14 protein-coding genes are annotated in these 22,514 nt (G+C 35.8%); all 14 read right to left on the bottom strand.

Features of this window, described 5'->3' with window-relative positions:
• Positions 1 to 3: 3 nt before the first annotated feature.
• Complete coding sequence (locus ACFSSE_RS12460) at positions 4 to 1,449, bottom strand: glycoside hydrolase family 30 protein (RefSeq protein ID WP_379040187.1); 1,446 nt, start codon at positions 1,447 to 1,449, stop codon at positions 4 to 6.
• Between the two features lie 13 nt (positions 1,450 to 1,462).
• Positions 1,463 to 2,893, bottom strand: a complete 1,431-nt coding sequence (locus tag ACFSSE_RS12455) for a glycoside hydrolase family 30 protein (RefSeq protein ID WP_379040189.1) — start codon at positions 2,891 to 2,893, stop codon at positions 1,463 to 1,465.
• Between the two features lie 140 nt (positions 2,894 to 3,033).
• Entirely contained in the window at positions 3,034 to 4,068 is a 1,035-nt protein-coding gene (locus ACFSSE_RS12450) for a hypothetical protein (RefSeq protein WP_379040190.1), read from the bottom strand.
• Positions 4,069 to 4,160: 92 nt separating this feature from the next.
• The gene (locus ACFSSE_RS12445) at positions 4,161 to 5,861 is read right to left on the bottom strand and encodes a RagB/SusD family nutrient uptake outer membrane protein (protein ID WP_379040191.1); all 1,701 of its coding nucleotides are present in this window, start codon (positions 5,859 to 5,861) and stop codon (positions 4,161 to 4,163) included.
• A gap of 26 nt (positions 5,862 to 5,887) precedes the next feature.
• Positions 5,888 to 8,734, bottom strand: coding sequence for a SusC/RagA family TonB-linked outer membrane protein (locus ACFSSE_RS12440; RefSeq protein WP_379040192.1), 2,847 nt, complete (start codon positions 8,732 to 8,734; stop codon positions 5,888 to 5,890).
• A gap of 25 nt (positions 8,735 to 8,759) precedes the next feature.
• Entirely contained in the window at positions 8,760 to 10,610 is a 1,851-nt protein-coding gene (locus tag ACFSSE_RS12435; protein ID WP_379040193.1) for a RagB/SusD family nutrient uptake outer membrane protein, read from the bottom strand.
• 14 nt (positions 10,611 to 10,624) lie between these two features.
• Positions 10,625 to 14,134: a SusC/RagA family TonB-linked outer membrane protein gene (locus tag ACFSSE_RS12430; RefSeq protein WP_379040194.1), complete on the bottom strand. Its 3,510-nt coding sequence runs from the start codon at positions 14,132 to 14,134 to the stop codon at positions 10,625 to 10,627.
• Between the two features lie 186 nt (positions 14,135 to 14,320).
• Positions 14,321 to 15,529: a FecR family protein gene (locus ACFSSE_RS12425; protein WP_379040195.1), complete on the bottom strand. Its 1,209-nt coding sequence runs from the start codon at positions 15,527 to 15,529 to the stop codon at positions 14,321 to 14,323.
• 93 nt (positions 15,530 to 15,622) lie between these two features.
• Positions 15,623 to 16,216 carry an RNA polymerase sigma factor gene (locus ACFSSE_RS12420; RefSeq protein ID WP_379040196.1) on the bottom strand — a complete coding sequence of 198 codons (594 nt, stop codon included), beginning with the start codon at positions 16,214 to 16,216 and terminating at the stop codon, positions 15,623 to 15,625.
• A 1,103-nt stretch (positions 16,217 to 17,319) separates the two neighbouring features.
• On the bottom strand, positions 17,320 to 17,394 hold the full coding sequence (locus ACFSSE_RS12415; protein ID WP_379100956.1) for a hypothetical protein: 75 nt from the start codon (positions 17,392 to 17,394) through the stop codon (positions 17,320 to 17,322).
• A 395-nt stretch (positions 17,395 to 17,789) separates the two neighbouring features.
• Positions 17,790 to 18,869, bottom strand: coding sequence for a formylglycine-generating enzyme family protein (locus ACFSSE_RS12410; RefSeq protein WP_379040197.1), 1,080 nt, complete (start codon positions 18,867 to 18,869; stop codon positions 17,790 to 17,792).
• A 125-nt stretch (positions 18,870 to 18,994) separates the two neighbouring features.
• On the bottom strand, positions 18,995 to 19,225 hold the full coding sequence (locus ACFSSE_RS12405; RefSeq protein ID WP_379040198.1) for a hypothetical protein: 231 nt from the start codon (positions 19,223 to 19,225) through the stop codon (positions 18,995 to 18,997).
• 300 nt (positions 19,226 to 19,525) lie between these two features.
• Positions 19,526 to 20,965: a DUF4832 domain-containing protein gene (locus ACFSSE_RS12400; protein ID WP_379040200.1), complete on the bottom strand. Its 1,440-nt coding sequence runs from the start codon at positions 20,963 to 20,965 to the stop codon at positions 19,526 to 19,528.
• Between the two features lie 387 nt (positions 20,966 to 21,352).
• Positions 21,353 to 22,513, bottom strand: a complete 1,161-nt coding sequence (locus tag ACFSSE_RS12395) for a glycosyltransferase family 4 protein (RefSeq protein ID WP_379040201.1) — start codon at positions 22,511 to 22,513, stop codon at positions 21,353 to 21,355.
• Position 22,514 lies beyond the last annotated feature (1 nt).

The following is a 22,514-nucleotide window of genomic DNA, read 5'->3' as shown; positions in this document are numbered from 1 at the left end:
CAATTACCAAACGTAGGTTGCAACCGAACCTACTTTTAACGATGTTGAAACTGCTTTATCTTTAAATTTGATGTTGAAGTTTTGATTGATACCCGATTTATTTAAAACAATCAATACTTTTTTACCGTCAGGAGTTTTAAAGGCAACGTTAGGTAAATCTGTCATCTGGTTTGATGCAATCCGGACCGAACCTGGTCGCACAAATTTTGAAGCATGAGCAATAATATAATATGCGGTATTTTTCTTCACCGTTGAGTTTACCGTAATTGCACCTAGGCAAGTGCTACAACCACCATCTGTGTGTGGTTGGTAATTTTCATCGGCGGCTAAATTCCACTCTAAAACATTACGGCTCCAGTTCCTCGTGGCACCTATAATTAGGGTTTCTATATGCCATTTTAAATCGCCGGCGAAATTACCGGGACCACCAATCCATTGTTCGGTAAAATATATCCCCTTATCAGGGTAGGCGTCTCTAACTTGGCTCAAAGCCGAAATGCTTCCGCCGTAAAGGTGAAATGCAGAGCCGTTTACGTAAGGTCTGGCTTCGGGATCATTTAAAATTTCCAGTGGGTATTCTGGCCTATCGGCATTATGGTCCCAAATAATGATTTTAGTATTAAGCCCCTCTTGTTTAAAGATAGGTCCTAAAGCATTTTTGATAAAACTGGCTTGTTCTGAAGCTTGCATTACCATGCTAGGGTTGTTACCTCCGTGTAATGGCTCATTTTGCGGTGTAATGGCATCTATTACAATGCCCTCCTGTTTCATTGCCTTGATAAATTTAACTAAGTAATTTGCGTAAACTTGGTAGTACTCTGGCTTTAAACTTCCTCCTACAAAAGAATTATTTGTTTTCATCCAGGCAGGAGCTGTCCATGGGGAGCCTAAAATTTTTATGTCGGGATAAATGGCGATGATTTTCTTTAGAATTGGAACCAAATCTTGCATGGCTTTATCCATGTTGAAGTTTTCTAGATTAACATCTGTTTGCCCAGTAGGCATATCGTTAAAAGTATAAGGCGAAGCACTCAAATCTGAGGCGCCAATACTTATCCTTAAATAGCTTACGCCGATGTTGGTTTTATCGGTAGCAAATAATTGTTCTAAGATTGCCGATTTTTTATCCGCACTTAAAGCATTCATTAAACTTGCGCTTCCGTCTGTTAAGGTATAGCCAAAACCGTCAATAGTTTGATAAGTGGTGCTGGTATCTACCACAATAGTGGAGTTATTATTCTGCTCGCTTTTGAAAAACAAAGACACATTTTGCTGTTGAAACAAAGCTGATTGATCTGCATTGGTAAGCCAACACTCTACATCTGATTTTTGTGAAGTTGGAGGTGTTGGCGGAACAACAATTTCTGGAGTTACCGTTTTTTTGTCTTTACATGCACTAATGCAGATAAGTAAAGAGAGACAAAATAGGAGGAATTTACTTTTTAGCATGGGAGAGATTAGATTAGTTGAGTATGAAAGTTCCTACTGCACCACTATTTAATGAAGCTGTATAATTTGTTGCTCCCAATTTTATCTGAAAAGACTGTGCTGTTTTATTGTTATTAACTGCTACCAAAACAATGGAGCCATCCATATTTAAAAAGGCAACATTTAAAATTTCATCTAACTCATTTGATGCAATTCTAACTGCTCCCGGACGAACAAACTTGGCTGCATGGGCAATAATATAGTAAGCCGGATTTCTTTCAACTTCGTTGCCGATAATTGTAACGGCACCAACACATTTTGTACAGCCTCCCGGCGTATATGGTTTATAGTCAGCCGTTGCGGCTAAATTCCACTCCAATACGGTTTTGCACCAATTACGTGTTGCGCCAATAATTAACTGACTTACATGCCATTCTAAATTCACACTTAATTTACCAGGTGCACCAACCCATTGTTCTGTGAAGTATAAATTTTTATCAGGATAAGCTTCATGAAGGCTATTTAGTGTGTCAATTTTGCCTCCGTATAAATGGAAAGCCGCTCCGTCAACATATTTTGCCGCCTCTTTATCCTGATAAATGGTTGCAGGATAATCTGGCCTATCTGCATTATGATCGTAAACAATAATTTTGGTTTTGATGTTTGCCTTTTTAAAAGCTGGACCTAAGCTTTGTTTGATAAAATTAGCCTGATCTTGTGCGTACATTAATAAACTCGGGTTATTTCCGGGATGCAATGGTTCGTTTTGTACAGTAATGGCATCAATTGTAATTCCTTCTTTTGCCATTGCTTCAATATATCTTACAAAATAGAGCGCATAAGCGTCATAAAACTCCGGCTTTAAACTTCCGCCTTTAGAGTTTTGATTTGTTTTCATCCAAACCGGTGGGGACCATGGCGAACCCATAATTTTTATATCTGGCTGTAGCGCTAAAATTTCTTTTAATATCGGGATCAAATAAACCTGCTCTTCAGCGATGCTGAATTTTTTCATTTCAACGTCGATTTCACCAAACGGTAAATCATTATAGGTAAATACGCTATCGCTTAAATCAGATGCGCCAATACTTAAACGTAGATAACTTGTACCAATGCCGTTGCCTTCTGTAGAAAATAATTCTTTTATCAGTTTTGCTCTTGCATTTTTTTCCATTTGAGCCAGCAATCTGGCACTTCCGCCGGTAAGGCAATAACCAAAACCGTCCATAGTTTGGTACTTGGTTTCTGGATTGATGGTAATTATCTCATTGTTTTGAGCTTCACTTGAAGAAAGTTTGTTTTGTTCTTGAAACAAAACGTTTTCTTTTGGATCTGTTAGCCAAAAACTAACATTACTCGACTTGGAATTTTGACTCAATTTTGGCGTACACTGAAATGATAAAACGCAAGAAACTATCGCTAAAAAAATGATTATCGCTCTTGAACTTTTAGGGTTATTTTTCATTTTTAGGATTTAAACAATGGCGAGAAGCACTAGAGGCACCGCCTAATTTTAAAGAAAATAAAATCCGAGTTTAATGCTAGCGACTCTTTTTTTGGAGACGACGTAAACAATTCTTAAGGCATTAAACTCGGATTATTTGGTTAGTCTATTCTTCTGAAATCTACAGCAGACATGGTAATACCAGTGGTCCCTAAATTTCCACCGCCAGATTTAATTACGATATACACTGTTCCAGCAGTAGGGAAAGTAACTACGTTACTACTTCCGGCACATTTAATTTTGGAAAGCAAATCATCAAAACTAGTATTTCCGCATCCGTTCCAAGTATTTAGGCCAATTCTTGTTCCGTTTTCTGAGTAATCTGAGCCTTGCGTAGGTTCTTTTTTGCTAACATATACCTCAAACCAAACATCAGTTGCACCAGAACCTTTCACTTTCATATCCACTTTATAACTTTTATTTGCTCTTACCTCTACTGCTTGGTAAACGCCAGCATGCCCCCAATTTCCGCCAGTTGCTAGAATCTTTCCATTCGGATTAATTTCAAACTTCACATTTTCATCATTGTTGATTCTTAGATTTACCCAGTTAGCTTTATCTATCATGTTATCCTTTGGCGTAATCCGATCCAGTAAATCATCCACGTTAAAATAGATGATGACTTTGCTTAAATCTTCATTGACTTCATACATCGAAGGATTAGAGATTTTTAAACCTAAAGCAACTGTTTTACCAGCGTAATCGATTAAGCTCGATTTTTTTACCCTCGTTGTTATGGTACCTTTTAAAATATCACTACTTTTTTTGACAGTATCCTTTTGAGTGATAGAATAAGTGCCTGGCGTTAAAATAACGGTGTTTGCAGGTAAATCCCCAGATAAAATCAATGCGTCAATTGCGCTATTATCCACGCTTGCATCAACCGTAAACTGTTCTAAATTGTAAAAGCCACCACGATAAACCGGAACCGGAAAATTAACCGTTTCCGCAACTGTATCTACCACCATGTTGGTTTTTGAAATGGCCTCTATTAAACCATTTGGCTTTTCTGCATCAGGAAAATAAACCTTTACAGCTTCAGTAGCTTTTATGCCCTGGATGGTTTCTTGCTTACAAGCGGTAAAAACCAACAAGGTAAGCACTAAGCTTTTTAAAATTGAGGATGTAATTCTCATGTCTGTTTTTTTAATGATTATTATCCATTTGTGTTTAAGTAATTGCTTGTTTCAAAAAGTCGCCAGCGAACCAGCGACCAATTGTTAACCAACTACCAATTTGTATTTTGTGTCCAATTTGTTTTGTCGATTTCACTTTGTGGGATTGGATATAAATTCATTTTTTCCTCAAAAGATCTATCTTCTAATTTCTTAACCATGTAAGAAAAATTGGTTCCGGTTTTAGTAATTTCTATCCTGTTTACCGGAGCTTTAAAATAAACAGTTCCTTTCTTCCACCTTCTTACATCCCAAAAACGTTGATTCTCGAAACCCATTTCTACATTTCTTTCATGCTCTATCCGGGTTTGATTTAACTGACCAGCAGTAATTGCCGGCATGTTTACCCTTTGTCTCACTCTATTGATTGCTTGTAAAGCCGTCATTCCGTAAGCTTCTGGATCGCCTTCGGCACCGTAAGCATTAAACATCGCCTCGGCATAATTCAACAGTATTTCGCCATACCTAAAATAAGACCAGGTGTGGTTTGTAGTAGTACCATTCAATAAATCGACAGAAGGATTAATCCATTTAGCCATATAATATCCGGTTTTTGTGGCGTTTTGCTTCGGCAAGCCACTATTTCCACCCGTGTAGGTTTGTATCTGCGTAGATTTAAAAGTTTTATCATTGTAGATAACTGTAGTCGCAAAACGTGGGTCTCTGTTTGCATAAGGGTTTGCTGTGTGAGTTGAGTTGTTCCAATCAAAAGGAACTGAGCCTGTAATGTTGCCACTACCATCTTTCTGTAAAACCTCAAAATCATCAACAAAATTTTGAGTTGGCGTAATACTATTTCCAGTACTGCCTTCAAAAGCAATTGGAAAACTGAAATACTCTAATGCATTCATAGCCCCATATCGTTTGTAGAATATAAATTCTGAAGAACTGGAATTGTTTGCACCATAAAGGTTATCATAACTTGCATCTAAGCTGTAAGCGTTTAACGCAATAACATCATAAGCGGCTTCTGCAGCTTGCGCCCAAGTTACTGAAGAACCCAATTCTTTAAATAACGGACTTGCACCATACAGTAAAGCTCTGGATTTTAACGCTAATATTGCCCCATTGGTTACTCTGCCTGCATCTGCTCTGTATGCTGCGTACTGACTTAAGTCTGCGGGGATAATTGTGGCCGCTTTATCACAAAGTGTAGAGATGTACTGTAAACATTCGTTAACCGAGTTACGAGGTATGTTTTCCCAAGTTGCCTTATCTTTATAATCTAAAGGTTCTTCAAAAATGGGTACTCCACCATAGCGTTTTACCAATTCAAAATAGAAGTAAGCTTTTAAAAACAAAACCTCGCCCTCCATCAATTTGAGGTTATCTCTGGCATTAAAATAAGTGGTAGAGTCTGTAGTGGTTATTTTATTTTTGATGTAATCGATATCTGCTTTATCCTTATTTTTTAAGTAAAGATTTGCTTGGCGGATGCCATCAAAATTAAGCGTCCACACACCATATGGATTATTGTACTGATTCCAGATTCCTGTATTAAACATCTGTGCCCTTGAGCTCACATTGGTAGCTTCTGCATTGTCTGTTGCTGCTTCCATATCTATGTTCCCTAAACCGTCTGGTAGGTAACTGTAAACATTCCAAACCACGCCTTGTACGTAATTATAGTTGGAATATAGCTGATCTACAGGAATATCTGCATCTACTGTTTTTACATTTAGAAAATCTTTCTTACACGCGGTAAGTGTGGCTCCTAATGTTAATAATATTATGATATAACGAGTTACTTTCATTGTGTTATGTTTATAAGAGTTCATCATTAAAATTTCATTCTTAAACCAAAACTTACTGCTTTCATTAATGGGTAGCCCATTGATAACCTTTCAGCCTCTAAATCCTCTATTTTATCGAAGCTTAGCAGGTTTGTACCGTTGATGTAAAGTCTAACTACATCTAGCTTTTTAAATGCTCCCGTTTGGGGTAAGGTATAGCCTAGCTCAACACTACGTAGCTTCACAAAGCTTCCGTCACGTAACCAAAAGTCAGATGCTTGGTCGTTATTGGCATTGCTTAAAGTAGAAAGACGTGGCGTGGTTGCAGTTTGTGCAGTTGCAGGTGTCCAGCTGTTTGTAGAAAAAGCGGTAATGTTGTTATTGTTAGTGAACGGATGCGTATAGCTATATGCATCAGTCAGCAAACTTACTGTTCTATTTAAAGCACTTTGGAAAAAGGCATCAAAATCGAATCTTTTGTATTTAAAGCCTAAATTAAAGCCTAAAGTAATTTCTGGAAGCTTAGCGTAATCAATCGGAAGTTTATCATAATCATTGATGATTCCATTTTTATCTTGATCAATATACTTAAGATCTCCAGGCCTAACGTTTGCGTAAGAAGAACTTGGTATTCCAGAATTTAAGTTGCCATTGGCATCAAAATCTGCTTCTTGGTAAAAGCCATCATTAATTAAGCCTCGCATTTGACCAAGTCTGTAGCCAATATCATACAGGTAGCTGTAGGGTTGTGCGTCTTGTGAGCGTTCCACAACTTTGTTTCTTGCAAAAGCAGCAGATGCACCTAAATAATATTCAAAGTTGCTGGCCTTTTGCGTATAATTTAAACTAGCTTCAAAACCTTTGTTATTCACTATACCACTGTTGGTTATAGGCAAATCAAAGCCGGTGTAAGAAGGAACGGATGTTGCTGAGATGTCTAGAATTCCCGAACGTCTTTCGCTAAATACATCTACTGTTGCAGATAAATTTTTCCATAAAATCGCGTCGACACCAATATTAAAAGATGTTTTCTTTTCCCAAGAAGCATTTGGGTTTGCAATTCTTCCTTCTGTTCGTCCTTCTCTTCCAGAGTTTCCTGTTCCTACAATCCAACCTGGTGCATTAACTCCCCATTGCTCATTTAAAAAGCGGAAATTTTCGTTAATATTCCCTACTTTACCATAAGAGCCTCTGATTTTTAAAAAATCAATTACAGAACTGTTTTTAAGAAAATCTTCATCAGAAGCAACCCATCCTAAACCAATCGCCGGAAAAAAACCATACATCTTCCCTTCAGCAAAATCGGCAGATCCGTTGTAAGATGCTGATAAATCTACAATGTATTTCTTATCATAATCATAAGTTACGTTTCCAGATAAACCCTGGGTACGTACTTGATAAACTATACCATTGTGTGTATAGCTTTGTCTTTTCGCCAGCACCATTCCGCTGAATGTTTGCTTTCCAAAAGTGCGGTTATAGTTAAAGCCTAATTGGGCTGTGGTTCTATTCCAGTGGCTTACTTCGCCATCGCTGATACTTTGACTATTTGCTCCACGAATCAAATAAATGGGATTTCCGTTAGCGTCTAAATTAGGCTCATCTTGCTCATTTTTACTTATTTCATAGGCTGGAACGGTGAAATTTTTCACGTAGTTTCCAATGTATTGGTTACTGAATGATATACCACCGCTGAAATCTAATCCTGGCACAAACGAATCTAGCTTTTCTGTAAATCTTACGCTGGTTTGCAAATTACGAGTGTGTGCATTATAAATTCCGTTTTGCTGCAACCGTTGTACTGGATTAAAGTTATAAACAGAACTGGTACCCCAAGTGTTATTAGGGTTTTTAACCGGGAATGCTGCAGCAGGAATTCTTATGAGGTTATCAAACAAGTCATCAGCAGTGAAACCAGAAGGGGTATCTTTATCTTCGGTAATACCGGTAATGTTCGCTTTTACTGATAGGTTTTTACTTAACTGAAGCTCAACGTTACCACGTAAGTTGAACTTGCTGTACTGTGCATTGGTTCCAAAATCTTTATCAATTGCATCTGCATTTTTATATAAACCTTTAAAATCGGTATAGTTCATCAAAACAAAATACCTTGCTGTTGTGCTTCCTCCTCTAAAAGAAAGGTTGTAATCCTGTATTTGCGATGTTTTTCCTAAGGTTTCATCATACCAGTTCACGTTTGGATGAAAAGGGTCGTTTGTAGCTTTATACAAATCGGGATTTGCATATTTGATGGGCAAACCATCATTAGTTAAGGCTTGGTTGTAAAAGCGGGTATAATCATAAGCGTTAGTTACCGTAGGCAAATCAATAGCACTTTGTATCCCGTATCTGGCGTTTAACGTGATTTTAGTTTTTGGCATTACTGCACCATCATAAGTTTTGATAGCTAAAACGCCGGCACCACCTTCTAATCCGTAAACTGCTAAAGCAGAAGCGTCTTTAAGTAGCGTAATGGATTCTATTTCGTAAGCCGAAAGAGAACTAATTGCATTCATTTCAACTTCAAATCCATCCAAATAAATTAACACTCTGTTGCCGGCAATATTCCAACTGCTTTGGCCTCTTAAATAAAATGTTGGGTTATCATAACCGGGCTCGCCAGAACCTGTTACCACAGTTAATCCAGGAATTCTCCCTTGTAAAGTGTTGAGTAGGTTACCCGAGGTCATACGTGTCAATTCCTCGCCCGAAAGGGTAAAAACCGCACCCGTATTTCTTTTGGCATCTACATTTCTTAAACCTTCATGGATAATGTTAGTTTCATCTTTTCCGTTTATTACTGAGTCTTTTACTACCTCGGTTTGTTGAGCGTTAGCCACAAAACCACAGAAAATAAAAAGAATAGCAAAAAGGATTATATATTCTTTTTTCATTTTTTATCAATTAAATATATAAATATTACCATCCTGGATTTTGGCCCGTCCAGCTACTACCGTCTCCTAAATAATTTTTACTGATTTCGTCATTAGGAAAAGGCGAATAGTAATACTTGCTAGGAAAAACCCTCTGGATAAAAGGTACAATTGTCCACGTACGTTTTAAATCGCCCCCTACGTTTCTTGCGGTAGTTACAATACCATTTAAAGGTCTATTTAATACAGTACCTGCTCTTAACCATCTTCTTAAATCGTCAAGTCTTAAGCCTTCGTAAGCCAACTCTACCGCCCGCTCATTCTGGATTGCGGCTCTAAAGTTGATATCGTCACCGATATTTTTCGCCGGCATTCCTGCTCTTTTTCTAATAAGGTTAAGATAAGTTGTTGGGTCTCCAGATGGCCCTTGATATTCGTTTAAAGCTTCTGCATAGCTAAGATAGAACTCTCCTAACCTAAATACTGGCCATGAGAAATGATCCCAACTTCCTCCATCTATGCGAGCTACAAACTTGTAAGTTTCCATGGCATAACCATCTACGCCGGCATCACTAGATGCTCCGCGTCCGTCTGATGAGTAGTCGCCTTTTTTGTAGTAAGCTAAATTACCGTTACCAGCATTATAATACATCCCATCATAAGCAACAGTTTGATAAAACCTTGGGTCCAGATCAAATGCTTTAATATCTACGGGTAAATCGTTACCAGAACTAGGTAATGTAAATCGTGTACCATCTCTCTTTTCATAAAGTTGCATAAACTCTATAGGTACATTGTTTTTTACGCCCCAGTTTTCCGATTTAAGCATTCCTACTTTAGAATGTATAAACCTACCCCAGGCAGTACCATCACCCCATGGGTTACCACTAGGAGATGCATTCGCCGTGTTCACTAAAATCAATTCTTTATTGGCAAACACATTAGATACCGCTTCGTAATCGCCAATGGTTTCATAAGTTTCGCCTGTTGAAAGTGGCTTACCGGTGTCATATATCTCTACACCTGCAGCAGCGGCATTATCAATTACAGCTTTTGCAGCTTTTGCAGCTCTGTTCCAACGCTCTTTATCATAGGTTGGGTAGCATAGCACAGAATCTTTGACATCGCCAAATCTTGCACCCGTAACATTTGCAACCATAGATGGTGGCGTATTAAATAATGGACTTGCAGCATACAATAAAACTCTTGACTTTAAAGCCAATGCAGCCAGTTTGGTTACTTTTCCGTAATCAATAGATGACCGTGTTGGTGGCAATAAAATCGCCGCTCTATCACACCAAGCTACAATGCTATCAACAACTGAAGCTACTGAGCTACGGCGAATATCTATTTGCCCATTGCCATCTAAGGGTTGTGTTACAATTGGAATTCCGCCATAGTTTTTAAACAGCTCATAATGTTGAATTGCTCTACAAAACAGGGCCTGTCCTTTTACATCTGATTTCCAGCTAGGATCTGCATCACCAACCATGTCGATATTTTTTAACACCAAATTTGCTTGGCGGATACCACTATAATGACTGCCGAAACCTCCCCAATCATTATTTGCCGCAGCACTCATATTTCCAGTAACGTATGTTCCGTAGTTGATATGAGCGGCTGACCAATCATAACTAGGATGTAAAATATATAAAGCATCACTAAGCACATCTGGGCGAGCATGACCAGGGGAACTAGTTCTTAGATAGCCTGTGATACATCTATTATACATTTGAGCTACAGCATATTGTGCTTGCCTTTGTGTATGAAAAATGGTATCAACCGTTACTGAGCCACCTTTAGGTTTCTCTAGAAAATCTCTTGTACAGCTTGTGGTTTGTAAACCAATCAAAATGCCTAAAAACAATAGGAAGTTTATATTTCGTTTTTTCATCATGTCTTTTTTATTGGTTAAAAATTGATGTTAACACCCATGTTATAGGTACGGGTAATAGGATACCCGATGTAACCTAAATTCTCGGGTTCGCCCCAAAGTGAGTTTGGAGACCAAGTGTAAAGGTTATTCCCGTTTACATATATTCTAGCAGACTGAATACCAACTCTTTTAAGAAAACTTTTTTGTATAGTATAACCTACTTCTAAGTTTTTCAATCTTAAGTAATCGGTATTTTTTTGGAAATAAGTACTGCGGGCGGCGGCTTGGTTATAAGCAGCTATTGGAAAATCAATTCTCTCTCCGTTATTATAGCGCTCCAATGTAAATCTGTTTTTATCCACATCGAACAAAGACTGTTGCTTGTTAAAATGCGCATTACCGTCACTCATCGCATATCTAGACACTCCAGAAACACCTTGTAATAAAGTTGAAAAATCAAATCCCTTAAATTCAAAACCGAAAGATATACCGTAAGCAAACCTAGGGATGTCGCTATAGCCTGTTCTGGTGCGGTCTTTTTCGTTGATGACACCATCTTCATTAACATCAATCAATTTAACTTCCCCAGGCTGTAAGGCTACGCCAGAATAACCGAGATCTTTTTGATAAACTGTTTTACCCGATTCGTTCACATAAGATTCTCCGTTTTTGTTTAAAGCCGGAATAGGGCTTGCCAAAATCGGATTACCGTTACCATCTATTTGGTAAAGATCCGCCCACGAAGTATAAAGACCATCTGCTTGTAAAATTAAGGGTTGATTGATTGGATTACCTGTTTGGGCTTGATACTCCAAACCTGGGATAATGGCTTCATCCCTAAAAATAATTTCATTTTTAGTGTTTGATGCGTTTCCTTTGATCCAGTAATTGAACTTATTGTAACTATCACGATAGCTCACTTCTAGCTCATTACCCCAGTTTTTAACTTCACCTAAGTTGTAAGGTGGCAAAGTAGCTTGAACAATACCTGGGATGGTGCCTTTGTAAGATAGAATATCTTTTCTATGCTCATTAAAGTGATCGTATATGATAGATATTTTGTCTTTTAGCAGATGAAGTTCTAAACCGATATTAGATTTTGTAGCAGTTTCCCAAGTTACGTTCGGGTTTCCAATTACACTTTCGTTGGCACCTTGTACATAGTTTCTATCGTTAAGCGTTCCAAAAGTGTAACCCCCATTGTAACTCCAAGTATCTGGTAAGTACAAGTAACGAGCGGCATTTTGGCTTCCGTTAATATTAATCCTATCGTTACCCACTTTACCTACAGAGCCTCTAATTTTTAAATAGGTTACATAGTCGTTTTTAGGAAAGAAAGCTTCGTTACTTGGTATCCAGCCAGCAGAGTAAGCAGGCAAAAAGCCAAATCTTTTACCTTCTGGGAAGTTTTCTGATCCATTATAACCCATATTGTACTCAGCAAAATACCTGTTGTTGTAATTATAAGTTACCCTACCAACAACACCCAAATAAGCATGAGGTAGATTATAGGATAAGTCCGGATCATACTTTTTCTCCATGTTATATAACACCAGACCAGAAACACCATGTTTTCCAAAGTCTCTTGCATAGTTTAAAGACAGCTCGCCATAAATTTTCCTCCATTTTCCGTTGTACCAATCGTTCCACCGTTGTGCAGGAGTTACTTCGTTCAACTGGACAAAAAGAGGATCTAACTTATCTCCGTTAGGATTTTCTCTTAAACCATAAAGTAAAGGCTTAAAACTTCCTCCGGTTCTGCTAGAGAAATAGCTATCATAAGCGGCCCGCCCGTTTGCGGACAACCCTTTTGTGATAAAATCCAATTTATGGCTTAAACGTATGGAAGAGTTAAGGATACTGTTATTAGTAGTATTGAAATTGTTATCATTGGCTACAGAGTACAATGGATTTAAAGCTGGGTTTTGATTGTTAAAAGGAAGAACAAATTTTCCATCAACCAGTCCGGCAGATGCTAACGGCGAAGACCAAAGGATGCGTTTTTCCCAAGTGTAATTGTCGTTGTCCATACCGTTTATGGTAATAAATTGCGTACCCATATCAACTGAAATCCTGAAATTTTTGTTGACATCAAAATCAAAATTACCACGTAAATTGTAGCGGTCTTTTTTGAAATCCATCTCATCAGAGAATGTCATATAATCAGTTTTAAACAAGCCACCCTGCGTTAAATATCCTAAAGAAAGAAAGTACTTTAAAGATTCTGTACCACCGGTTAGGTTGGCATTAACCTGAGTCTGTGGTGCAAATTGTCTAAAAATCTGATCTGTCCAGTTTTGATCGGGATGAAAATAGGGATCGTAATACGGATTTGGTTGCCCGTTAGCCAGCGTTGGTGTGTTGGCGTTCTGGTAATATTTTAAATCTTCTGGAGAGTAATAAACACTTGATTCGTTTATCCAGTTATTATCACGCTTTTTAACAAAATCGCTCCATGTTACAATATCAGCATCGTTAGCGTGGTTAATCCAATAGGTTTGATAGCTTCGTTCGTTTAGTAAAGTTGCAAAATCATAAGAATTCACAAAATTGGGCATATTTGTAAATTCAGAAATTGCTGTTTGTACTGAAGCACTCACTTTTGGAGCACCTAGTTTACCGCGTTTGGTGGTAATTAAGATTACTCCATTTGCACCTCTAACTCCGTAAACTGCTGTAGCAGAAGCATCTTTTAATATACTGATGGTTTCTATTTCATTAGCGTCGATATCATTATAAGTGTCTCTGGCAATTCCATCAACCATTATTAAAGGTGAGTTTTCACCAGTATAGGTACCCACACCACGAATGTATAATGCGGATTCATCTGAGCCTGGTTTACCACTTTCCTGAACAGCAACTAACCCTGATAGTCGTCCTGCTAAGGCATTGCTTATATTTGCAACGGGTGATTGCACTAATTCTTTAGAGTTAATAGTGGATATTGCCCCAACAACAGATTCTTTTTTCTGTTGTCCGTAACCAACCACCACCAACTCATCCATGTTGATTGTTTGCGCTAATAAGGTTATAGCAATCTGCGTCCGTCCGTTTAAGCTAACTTCTTGGCTCTTCATTCCCATAAAAGAGAACACCAATACCCCGTCTGAAGCTACATTGCTAAGTAAAAAATTACCGTTAATATCTGTAAGGGTGCCAGAATTAGTTCCTTTTCTGGTTACTGAAACTCCGGGCAGAGGATTGCCACTTTCATCAAGAACTCTTCCTTTAACATCAATAGGAGGAAATACTCGCTCTTTGATCACTACGGTTTCACTTTCGTTAAACATGATCTCGAAACGACCTGAAGAAAACATTTTTCGCAAGACGGTTTCTAAAGATGCTCCTCTAACATTAATGGTTACTGGGTTAAGTTTTTTTAGTAAATCAGCATCAGCAATAAAGCTATAGCCGGTTTGTTTGGTTAATTGATATAATACATCTTCTACAGCTGTTTTCTTGATGTCCAGGTTGACCTTCTGGGCGAAGCCAGCAGTTGCTGTCTGCAAAAAAACAACTGTTAATAACATAACAGTCAGTTTCATAACAATTAAATATTTGTTTGGACAGCACACATGCGTCCAGCATGACCATACCGAAATTTTTTTATACATTTGAAATGGGTGTTTAGATTTAGGTTCGTTTAATTTAGTCTTTGATGCCCATGCAATCTTTGATTGCTGATTCAGGGGTGCGCCAACACTCCTGAATTCATTTTAATGAAATACGTTTTAGTAATTAGTTACCATAATCCTCCTTTCTTTCCCGCTGCCCTCTACCTTGAATTGGACAAGACCAGTAAGCGCTATATTGTTCAACAAATTATTTAAACTTTTACTTCTGGCGTAGTTTCCAGCAAAACGCACTTTTGAAAAGTCTTCATTTTTATCATATACAAATTTTACACTATACCATTTTTCCAGACGTTTAGTAATGCTTTGTATAGGTTCATCATTAAAAATGAACAAGCCTTCTTTCCAATCAACTGCTTCGGTAGTGTTTACTTTTTTAACTGAAATTGCTTTTAGATTTTCGCTTACATAAGATTGTTCGCCCGGCACTAGCATACGAGACTGCGGATTTCGCATACCTCCATTTTTCAATGTTCTACTCACCATTATACTACCTTCCAATAGCGTGGTTTTAATACCTTTATCGTAACCGTAAGAATTAATATTAAAATGTGTACCCAACACTTTCACTTCTTGATTTTCAGTTTTAACTATAAAAGGCTTTTCACTCATTTTAGCAACTTCAAAATAAGCTTCACCTTCTAATTCTACCACACGTTTGTCTTTTTCAAAATCAACAGGATATCTTAAACGGCTGTCGGCATTTAACCAAACCTTTGTACCGTCAGACAATTCCACTTGGTATTCGCCGCCGCATGGTGTATTTAAAGAAAGGTATTGGGTTTGGTTAAGGAGTCCTTGTTCATTTTCAGCACTCATCAATAAGCTTCCGTCAGAATAATTAACCTTGTTATTAACCACAACAATTCCTTGTTTCTCTAAATCAATTTTACTCCCGTTGTCTAAAGTTAAAGTTGCTTTGTTGCTACCAGGCTTAATTTCCGGTATTACTTTCGCTGTGTTTTTTGTAGGAAGCACTGTGTTTTCTTTAAAGTTGTACATCCATATTGATGCTCCTAAACCTAGCATTACCAAAATTGCAGCAGCATATTTCATCCAAATAAACCGCTGTTTATTCTCTTTTTTATCAGAATTAACAATTTTATTGAATATAGCGGTTGAGTTGCTTTCAGAAAAATCTATCAGTTCACTATCAGTTAAATTAACCCAAGTTTCGTCAAGTAAATTGCTGATTTCCTCTTGATGGTCATTATCTGACATCAATGATTTCAGTTCATTCAATTCTTCGGCTGTACAATCGTCAGCCAAATATTTTTTGTATAAAAGGGTTATTCGGTTTTTATTCATTGGTTATAAAAAGAAATGCGCTTAGGTGTAACATTCCCCTTTTTAACAAAGACCCGCGAGAATAAACTATGGAGTAGTAAGAATTGAAAAAAATTAAAAAAAGAATTTTAGGAACAATAAAAGCCCTATAACATCAGTATGTTGGGTAAGATAAGTTCTTAAAAATCTTAAAGCGTGTTGCATGTGGGTTTTAACGGTAAGCCTAGAAATAGATAGTTGCTCTGCTGCTTCCTCATACTTTAAGCCTTGTTCGCGGCAAAGTTGATATACCTTTTTTTGTTGTGGAGGAAGTTTGTCTATTCCTTGAACTAATTGTGCATTTGTATCCTTTAATAAAATTTCTTGCTCAGTTTCGTTATGAACTTCTTGCCAACCCACAAACATGCATTTGTTTGACTTTAACTCGAGTTGCTGCCTTCTCAATAATTTTAAGGTATGATTGCGGGTAACAACTCTTAAATAAGCATCCAAATTTAAAATGCTCTCTAAATTGTCGTGTTGCCAAATGGTAAGAAAAATTTCGTGAACAATATCTTCCGCTCTATCTGGATATTTTAAAATTTTAAGAGAATATGTATAAACTTTTTTACGATAACGATTATAGAGCTCGGCAAAAGCCAGCTGGTCTTTTAACGAAACACGTTTTAAAAGCAAAAGATCATCTAATACTTGTATCTCTTTAATCATTAAAAAAGCAAATCTTGTTTGTTGTAAATTAATCCATTCTTCATTTTTTAAAAAAATGACCTAGCGCTGTGAAAATTGCACATTCAAGGCTAAGAAAAATCTACTTATCAGTTTATAAATAATGGGTTAGTAGTAAAAGATTTTTTCAATTAAAATCTGTATTACTTTTCACAAATTAAGTTTAAATACATGTATTAACAAAGAGAATTCTAAATATTTTTTAAAAAAATTAACATATTTTAAAAATCAATGTAATGTGGTTAATTGAATCGATTGCTAAATCTAAAATATGCAAGAACAAACAAATTAGCCCTTTTCATTTATTAAATATGGTGCTTTTGCAATTTCGTCGCACTTTTCTAGATAAGCATATAATTTTATAAGCATATTATAATCTATAAAACAACCTATTGTTTATCACCTCTACTGTAAAAGGGAATACCTAGTACTAATTTATGAACGGGAACTCCGGCTTTAATATACATATTAACAGCATCAGCTACCGATACGTCTTTGGTGAATTTTTACTTATACAAACCAGAGTGATGAAAAGGTGCAGAAGCCATGACGTATGCCATGATGTTAACAAAATCAACATCATTTATTAGAGCCTGTTTAAAATTTATCTAATAATTTGTTTATGCTTATTTTTGGCTACAAATCGTTAAATTTTTTCGATACGTTACTTTTTTTAAAAAAAGGAACTCAAGAGCGCTAAAGCAGTTTTCGAGATAGCTTTCGGCTATCTCTACAAAGTTTGTCTCCTTTCGCTCAAAAATAATCTATAAATATTTTTACAATACAAATTGTAACAGGCTCTTATATTTTTAAAATTTATGTTTTGAACACTTGTAATTGTTGCTGAAATAAGCAGTTTATATTTTCCAATTTCTTTCTTAATTCCACTTATTAGTAATGTAAAGTCATCATTATCATTGGGTCTTGTAGAGATAATTTAGCATAATCTGCTGTAGGATATCCCCAATCAATATCGATACCATCAAGTTTGAATTCATCTACCAGCCGTTTACAATCTTTCGCAAATGAACCAACTCTGAAGCTTCGCAGGGAACTGTCTCAATAAACTCCTGCAAACCGCAGAATTATTTATAGCACAGATTATCAGACCATTGTTCCACGATACTTTTATAAGAAATATTACGGATATGCTTAAGCATCAACAAGCCTACCATCAAGCGGATTGGTTTTGCGAGACAACCGTTATCAAGACAATACAGAGGACTAAACGCCGTCTCAAACTGTTGTACAGTTAGCTAAAATATAAAGTGGGTACTTAGTACTTAATGTGTCTTTTTATGAGAAAAAACTCGACTGGTTTGACGTATTTTTTTTTGCTAACATAGTTTTAATCTGCAAGGTTTCTAGGTTAGATATACAGAATCCTGCAACTAAAAATAAATAAAATATAAATTAAACTCCTTATTATCAATTTTTTAAATGGTTTTTAAGGAATAACTAATTAGTTAAATGTTTAACAACAAAAACTAAAAACTGGATTAATCTTTAAAAATGAGCCAAATAATAGTTATTTGGTCTTTATTAATTTTTTAGGTTATCTCACACACCGAAATCCCATATTACTTAAGCCAGAATCGTAAGAACTTTTCATTCTTCTTGCAACTCTGTAGCCAGAGCAATAACTATCATTACACATAAAAGAACCTCCTCTTGCTACTTTTTTAGGTGTATAAGGCTCATCAGGGTCATAACTATCTGCCGGACCTTGTGGATTTTTAACACCTTCTGGTTTGTTAACGTATTCATAATAATCGTTTCTGTACCAATCAGCACACCATTCCCAAACGTTACCCGCCATGTCATATAATTTATAGCCATTTGGTGCAAATTGTTTCACAGGTGCTAAATCCTTAAATCCATCTTTTTCCGAATTTGCATTTGGAAATGCCCCATCCCAAGAGTTTGCTTTAGCCTTACCTATTGCAATATTTTCATCTCCCCATGGGTAAATTTTTTCTTGTAAACCACCTCTTGCTGCAAACTCCCATTCGGCTTCTGTTGGTAGTCGTTTGCCTGTCCATTTACAATAAGCCATTGCATCATCCCAGCTAATATGAATTACCGGGTAGTTTTCTTTTCCTTTAATATCACTATTTGGTCCTTCTGGGTGTCTCCAACTTGCTCCTGGCACCCAGCTCCACCATTGCGAATAATTATTTAAATCTACAGAGTGGTTTGGTGGGGTAAAAACTAATGATGCAGCTACCAATTGGCTATCATCTGGTTTTGGCGTATTTGGAGGCAATTGCATTTTTAATTCTTCCCAATCTGGTTTTTTCTCTGCTGTGGTTACATAGCCAGTAGCGTCAACAAATTTTTGAAACTGGGCATTGGTAACTTCATGTTCATCCATATAAAAGCCATCAACTGTTACTTTATGTTTTGGATATTCGTCTTTGTCTGCCTGTTCATTATCTCCACCCATTGTAAAAGTTCCACCAGGAATTTTTACCATCCCGTTGGTTGATGTATCTCCATTAAATTGGATATCGACTTTTAGATTTTGTTCTACTGATACTGAATCAGTATTTTCTACTACTTTTTTATCTTGGTTGCAGGCTATTAATCCTACTGCTCCAATAAAGAACAAACTTTTTAAAATATGGTTATTCATTTGCAATATGATATTTTTTGGTTTATAAAATCAACGTTAAAACGTTTTTTTGCCGTAAAATTTTATCTATTTAATTTTTAACTGTCATAATCAATTTTATAGCTTTTTGCTCTAAGCTAGAAAAATTAAAATTCTTTTTCGCCAAATTCACTTCCTGGCAATTTAAGTTTTCTGGTTAACTTATTAAGGTTAAAACCTAAATTCAACATCAGTACATCTGTTTCATAAATGTAATTAGTGGTGGTAAAAAAAGCAGGTCCAGAGGTGGTAGTTCTTTGACGGTTGCTTTCATTCATTATTCCTAAATCAATATTTTGCCATTGTAGCAATGCCGTTAACCTTCCATCTAAGAACATTTTTTTGAAAGAGAAATTAGGACTTAAAAATTTAGAAATTAGTACAATTGGTGGTTTTAAGAGCCGCAAATATAGTGAGATTTTTTTTTAAGGCATTTATGGTAAAGGTTAATTAATCATGATTACCCTCACGAAAAATGAAAAATGATTAAGCTAGGCATTTATCCCTATGGGGTACAAAATAATGTTGACTACAAATTTGGTATTGTCTTCGGCTAAATAACGTTTATTGGTATAACCAATTCTTCAATGATTTAATAACTCCTGTAGTCCTACTATCTAATCTGGGTTAAAATCTTATTATGGAGTTGTTTTTAAAGTTATCGCGTTAGTTAAGACGTACCAATTATTGATAGTGCTATTTGTATTTGCAAATCTAAAAGCTGGTTTAGCATCATTAATATCGCTAAATAAACCAACAGCTAACTGATAAATGCCGTTAGGTATTGCGTTAAAACTTAGCGTACTTATTTCTGTAGTGAGTTGATCTGAATTCCAATTAGCAGGTATTGCCCCATTTAACAACCTTTTTTGAATTACATTTCCTTTGGCATCCAATAAAGCAATAACTAATTCGCAATTTTCGTAAACTTTAGTTACCCCTTTATTTAAAACAGAAGTTTCTACACTAAAAATTTGATTATTACTTAAGCTTTTCGGAATTTTTACATTTTTTAATACAAAATGATAACCTACTCTATTTGCTATTTTGGTGTATAAAGTTGGATTTGCTAAGTACATCTGTGTATCAAACTGAATATAGCTAGGTTTCCCAATTTCAATATAACTTAATAAAGTATCGGCGTTCCAATAATTTTCTGAAGTTAGCCACTCGTAATTTGCGGTATATTCAAAAACACTTGGCGCTTTTTGGTGCGCTCTTGTTGTTTCACTGCCATTTGAGTATTTAAAAATACCATCGCTACGCATTCCAATTTTATTATCAACAGCCCATTCGTAAGTATCGTTATAAAAAGCTTCGCCCCATGGGTTTATCAGTTGGGTATTAGAGAAAGCGTTTTTATAAGGTAAAATAAACATGGTTTTTAACTGCGTTGATGTAATGTTAACTCCACCTAATTCGTACAAATGTTGTTCGCCCCAATTGCCGTAATCTCTTATATCAACAAAAGCAATATCAGGGTTACCATTGTATCTAACGCCTAAAGCAGCTATAAATTGATGCAACTTATTTATAAAAACAGCATCAGTCCATACCGGAATTACTTGTTTAATGGTTTGACCAGTTTCCCAATAAGTAGCGTTAATTGTTCTGCTTTTTGCACCTGCATTAAAAACCCATTTTGGGGTAACATATTTTCCTTTATCTATTGTATTGATAGATCTGTTGGTATTGGCACACATAATTCCAAAAGCAAACTTTTTACCTTTTAACTTACATTCGGCTATTTCGTTATTAATCCAATTCCAATTATAATTACCTTCTTGTGGTTGTATATCTGCCCAATCGTATCTGATATATTTTGTGCTAAATACGCTTGCGTATTGCTCTTCGTAATCGTAATATTTCACAAAACCTTTACCTGGGTTTAATAAAAGGTCTAAACTTTCAACTAAATTAATGCTTTGCATATTTGTAGTATCTGTTAAAACACCCTCATCAACTTGTACAATAGAGACTGATTTACCGCCAGAAAAATCTTTAAAATCATCTTTTTCACATGATAATAAAACAATGGCACCACTTATTGCTAAAATAAAATTAAAAATTTGTTTCATAAGCGCTACTATGTGGGGATTAAAATTCTCAGTAGTTTTTACGCTTAAGTTTTTAAAAGGGTTCATCAATTTCAATATTTTTTCAAATCTATACAAATTAGCATTTAAACTAATATTTACAGATGGTTAAGATTTATTACAAAAATTAATATGCTGCTTTAAGCTTGTGGTATAATTTATGAAATAGTGCAGCACTTTATCAAACATAAATTTGAAGTTGATTATTGCTTTTATAAATTATAGTTTGGCAATCAACCTAACTTAAAGCAACATTTTTTTGAGCCACAATGCTAGACTATTAGTTTGTAGAGCATAAAATATGTGGGAGAAAATATTGTACTACCAATAATGTATTTGTATAAATTAAAATAATTTAACACATTTAATTTACAATACAGTTAACGCATTTAAAAGAGTCCGCACATTTTTTTCAGAGATATTAAATGCATTATAGTTGGCAATTTGTATTTTATTTTCAGCTAATAGCTTACCCGAATTTAAAAGTTTTTCCATTTTGGTTTCCAAATCTGCAGCATCTCCGTTTTTAAAAGAAAAGTGGGTAGTGTTAAAACAATATTCTAATAAACCTTCGCAATCAGAAACTAAAACTGGCAAATTAAAAGCATAAGCAGTCATAATTACCCCACTTTGGGTGGCATCTAAATAAGGTAAAACACAAAAAGATGCATCATTCATTAATTCATAAAGCTCATCTAAATCAATAAACTTGTTTATGATGGTGATGTTATTGTGAGGATTATCAGAAAGAAAAGCCGGATGATAATCATCAATAGTTTTACCTGCTATTATAAATGCTGTTGCTGGGTATCTATTTGCTAAATTACTTGCAGCTTTATAAAAAAGCTCCACTCCTTTATATGGCGAAATACGGCCAAAAAAAACAACCTTACTCTTAACTTCTGCGGGTTGCTTTCCGCCTAAGTTTAAACTGTGGTAAACAGGCATTTGAAATACTGATACCAAATTTTTATACTTCGGAAAATTCTGTTTAAAAAGCTTACCGGCAAATTCTGAATAGGTAAAAAACTGATTGATATATGGAAAGTAAATATTATTCAATTTATCAACTCTGCCTCGCTCCTCGCCGCTATGTGCAATAGGGTCATGTATTATATAGGCTAATTTTTTATTGATGAACCTTAATAGAAAATACCAATCGGCTAAACTTAAAGACTCAATAATGGTGTAATCTGCTTTCAGTAAATTTTTATTTTTACTAAGCAATTTTATCCAAGCTAAAGCATTATGGTAATTGGTTTCTTTATGTTGTTCAAACTTGCAAAATACATTAGCCCCATCAAAATATTCGGCAAATTTAAGAGCGTTATCTCCTTTTAAAACATCCTTTATGTTTAAAGTTTTATTCAGATATTTTTCTCCATCTGTTTTAGATATGCCTAAATAGCCTAAAGTTGCAGGTGCAATAATTAAAATCACATGAAGTTCAACATGTTCTTTTAATTCTTTAATAAACTCTATAGAGATATCAAAAAACCAAGGTCTTGTAATGTAGTTTACTTTAACCATT

The sequence above is a fragment of the Pedobacter alpinus genome (assembly GCF_042684645.1).
GTDB classification, from domain to species: domain Bacteria; phylum Bacteroidota; class Bacteroidia; order Sphingobacteriales; family Sphingobacteriaceae; genus Pseudopedobacter; species Pseudopedobacter alpinus.
The sequence above is the reverse complement of the archived record's forward strand: the minus strand, read 5'-3'. Positions and strand labels throughout refer to the sequence as shown.

Coding starts and splice junctions, on each gene's coding strand:
- ACFSSE_RS12460 (WP_379040187.1), bottom strand. CDS start 1,449: ATGCTAAAAAGTAAATTCCTCCTATTTTGTCTCTCTTTACTTATCTGC.
- ACFSSE_RS12455 (WP_379040189.1), bottom strand. CDS start 2,893: ATGAAAAATAACCCTAAAAGTTCAAGAGCGATAATCATTTTTTTAGCG.
- ACFSSE_RS12450 (WP_379040190.1), bottom strand. CDS start 4,068: ATGAGAATTACATCCTCAATTTTAAAAAGCTTAGTGCTTACCTTGTTG.
- ACFSSE_RS12445 (WP_379040191.1), bottom strand. CDS start 5,861: ATGAAAGTAACTCGTTATATCATAATATTATTAACATTAGGAGCCACA.
- ACFSSE_RS12440 (WP_379040192.1), bottom strand. CDS start 8,734: ATGAAAAAAGAATATATAATCCTTTTTGCTATTCTTTTTATTTTCTGT.
- ACFSSE_RS12435 (WP_379040193.1), bottom strand. CDS start 10,610: ATGATGAAAAAACGAAATATAAACTTCCTATTGTTTTTAGGCATTTTG.
- ACFSSE_RS12430 (WP_379040194.1), bottom strand. CDS start 14,134: ATGAAACTGACTGTTATGTTATTAACAGTTGTTTTTTTGCAGACAGCA.
- ACFSSE_RS12425 (WP_379040195.1), bottom strand. CDS start 15,529: ATGAATAAAAACCGAATAACCCTTTTATACAAAAAATATTTGGCTGAC.
- ACFSSE_RS12420 (WP_379040196.1), bottom strand. CDS start 16,216: ATGATTAAAGAGATACAAGTATTAGATGATCTTTTGCTTTTAAAACGT.
- ACFSSE_RS12410 (WP_379040197.1), bottom strand. CDS start 18,869: ATGAATAACCATATTTTAAAAAGTTTGTTCTTTATTGGAGCAGTAGGA.
- ACFSSE_RS12405 (WP_379040198.1), bottom strand. CDS start 19,225: ATGTTCTTAGATGGAAGGTTAACGGCATTGCTACAATGGCAAAATATT.
- ACFSSE_RS12400 (WP_379040200.1), bottom strand. CDS start 20,965: ATGAAACAAATTTTTAATTTTATTTTAGCAATAAGTGGTGCCATTGTT.
- ACFSSE_RS12395 (WP_379040201.1), bottom strand. CDS start 22,513: ATGGTTAAAGTAAACTACATTACAAGACCTTGGTTTTTTGATATCTCT.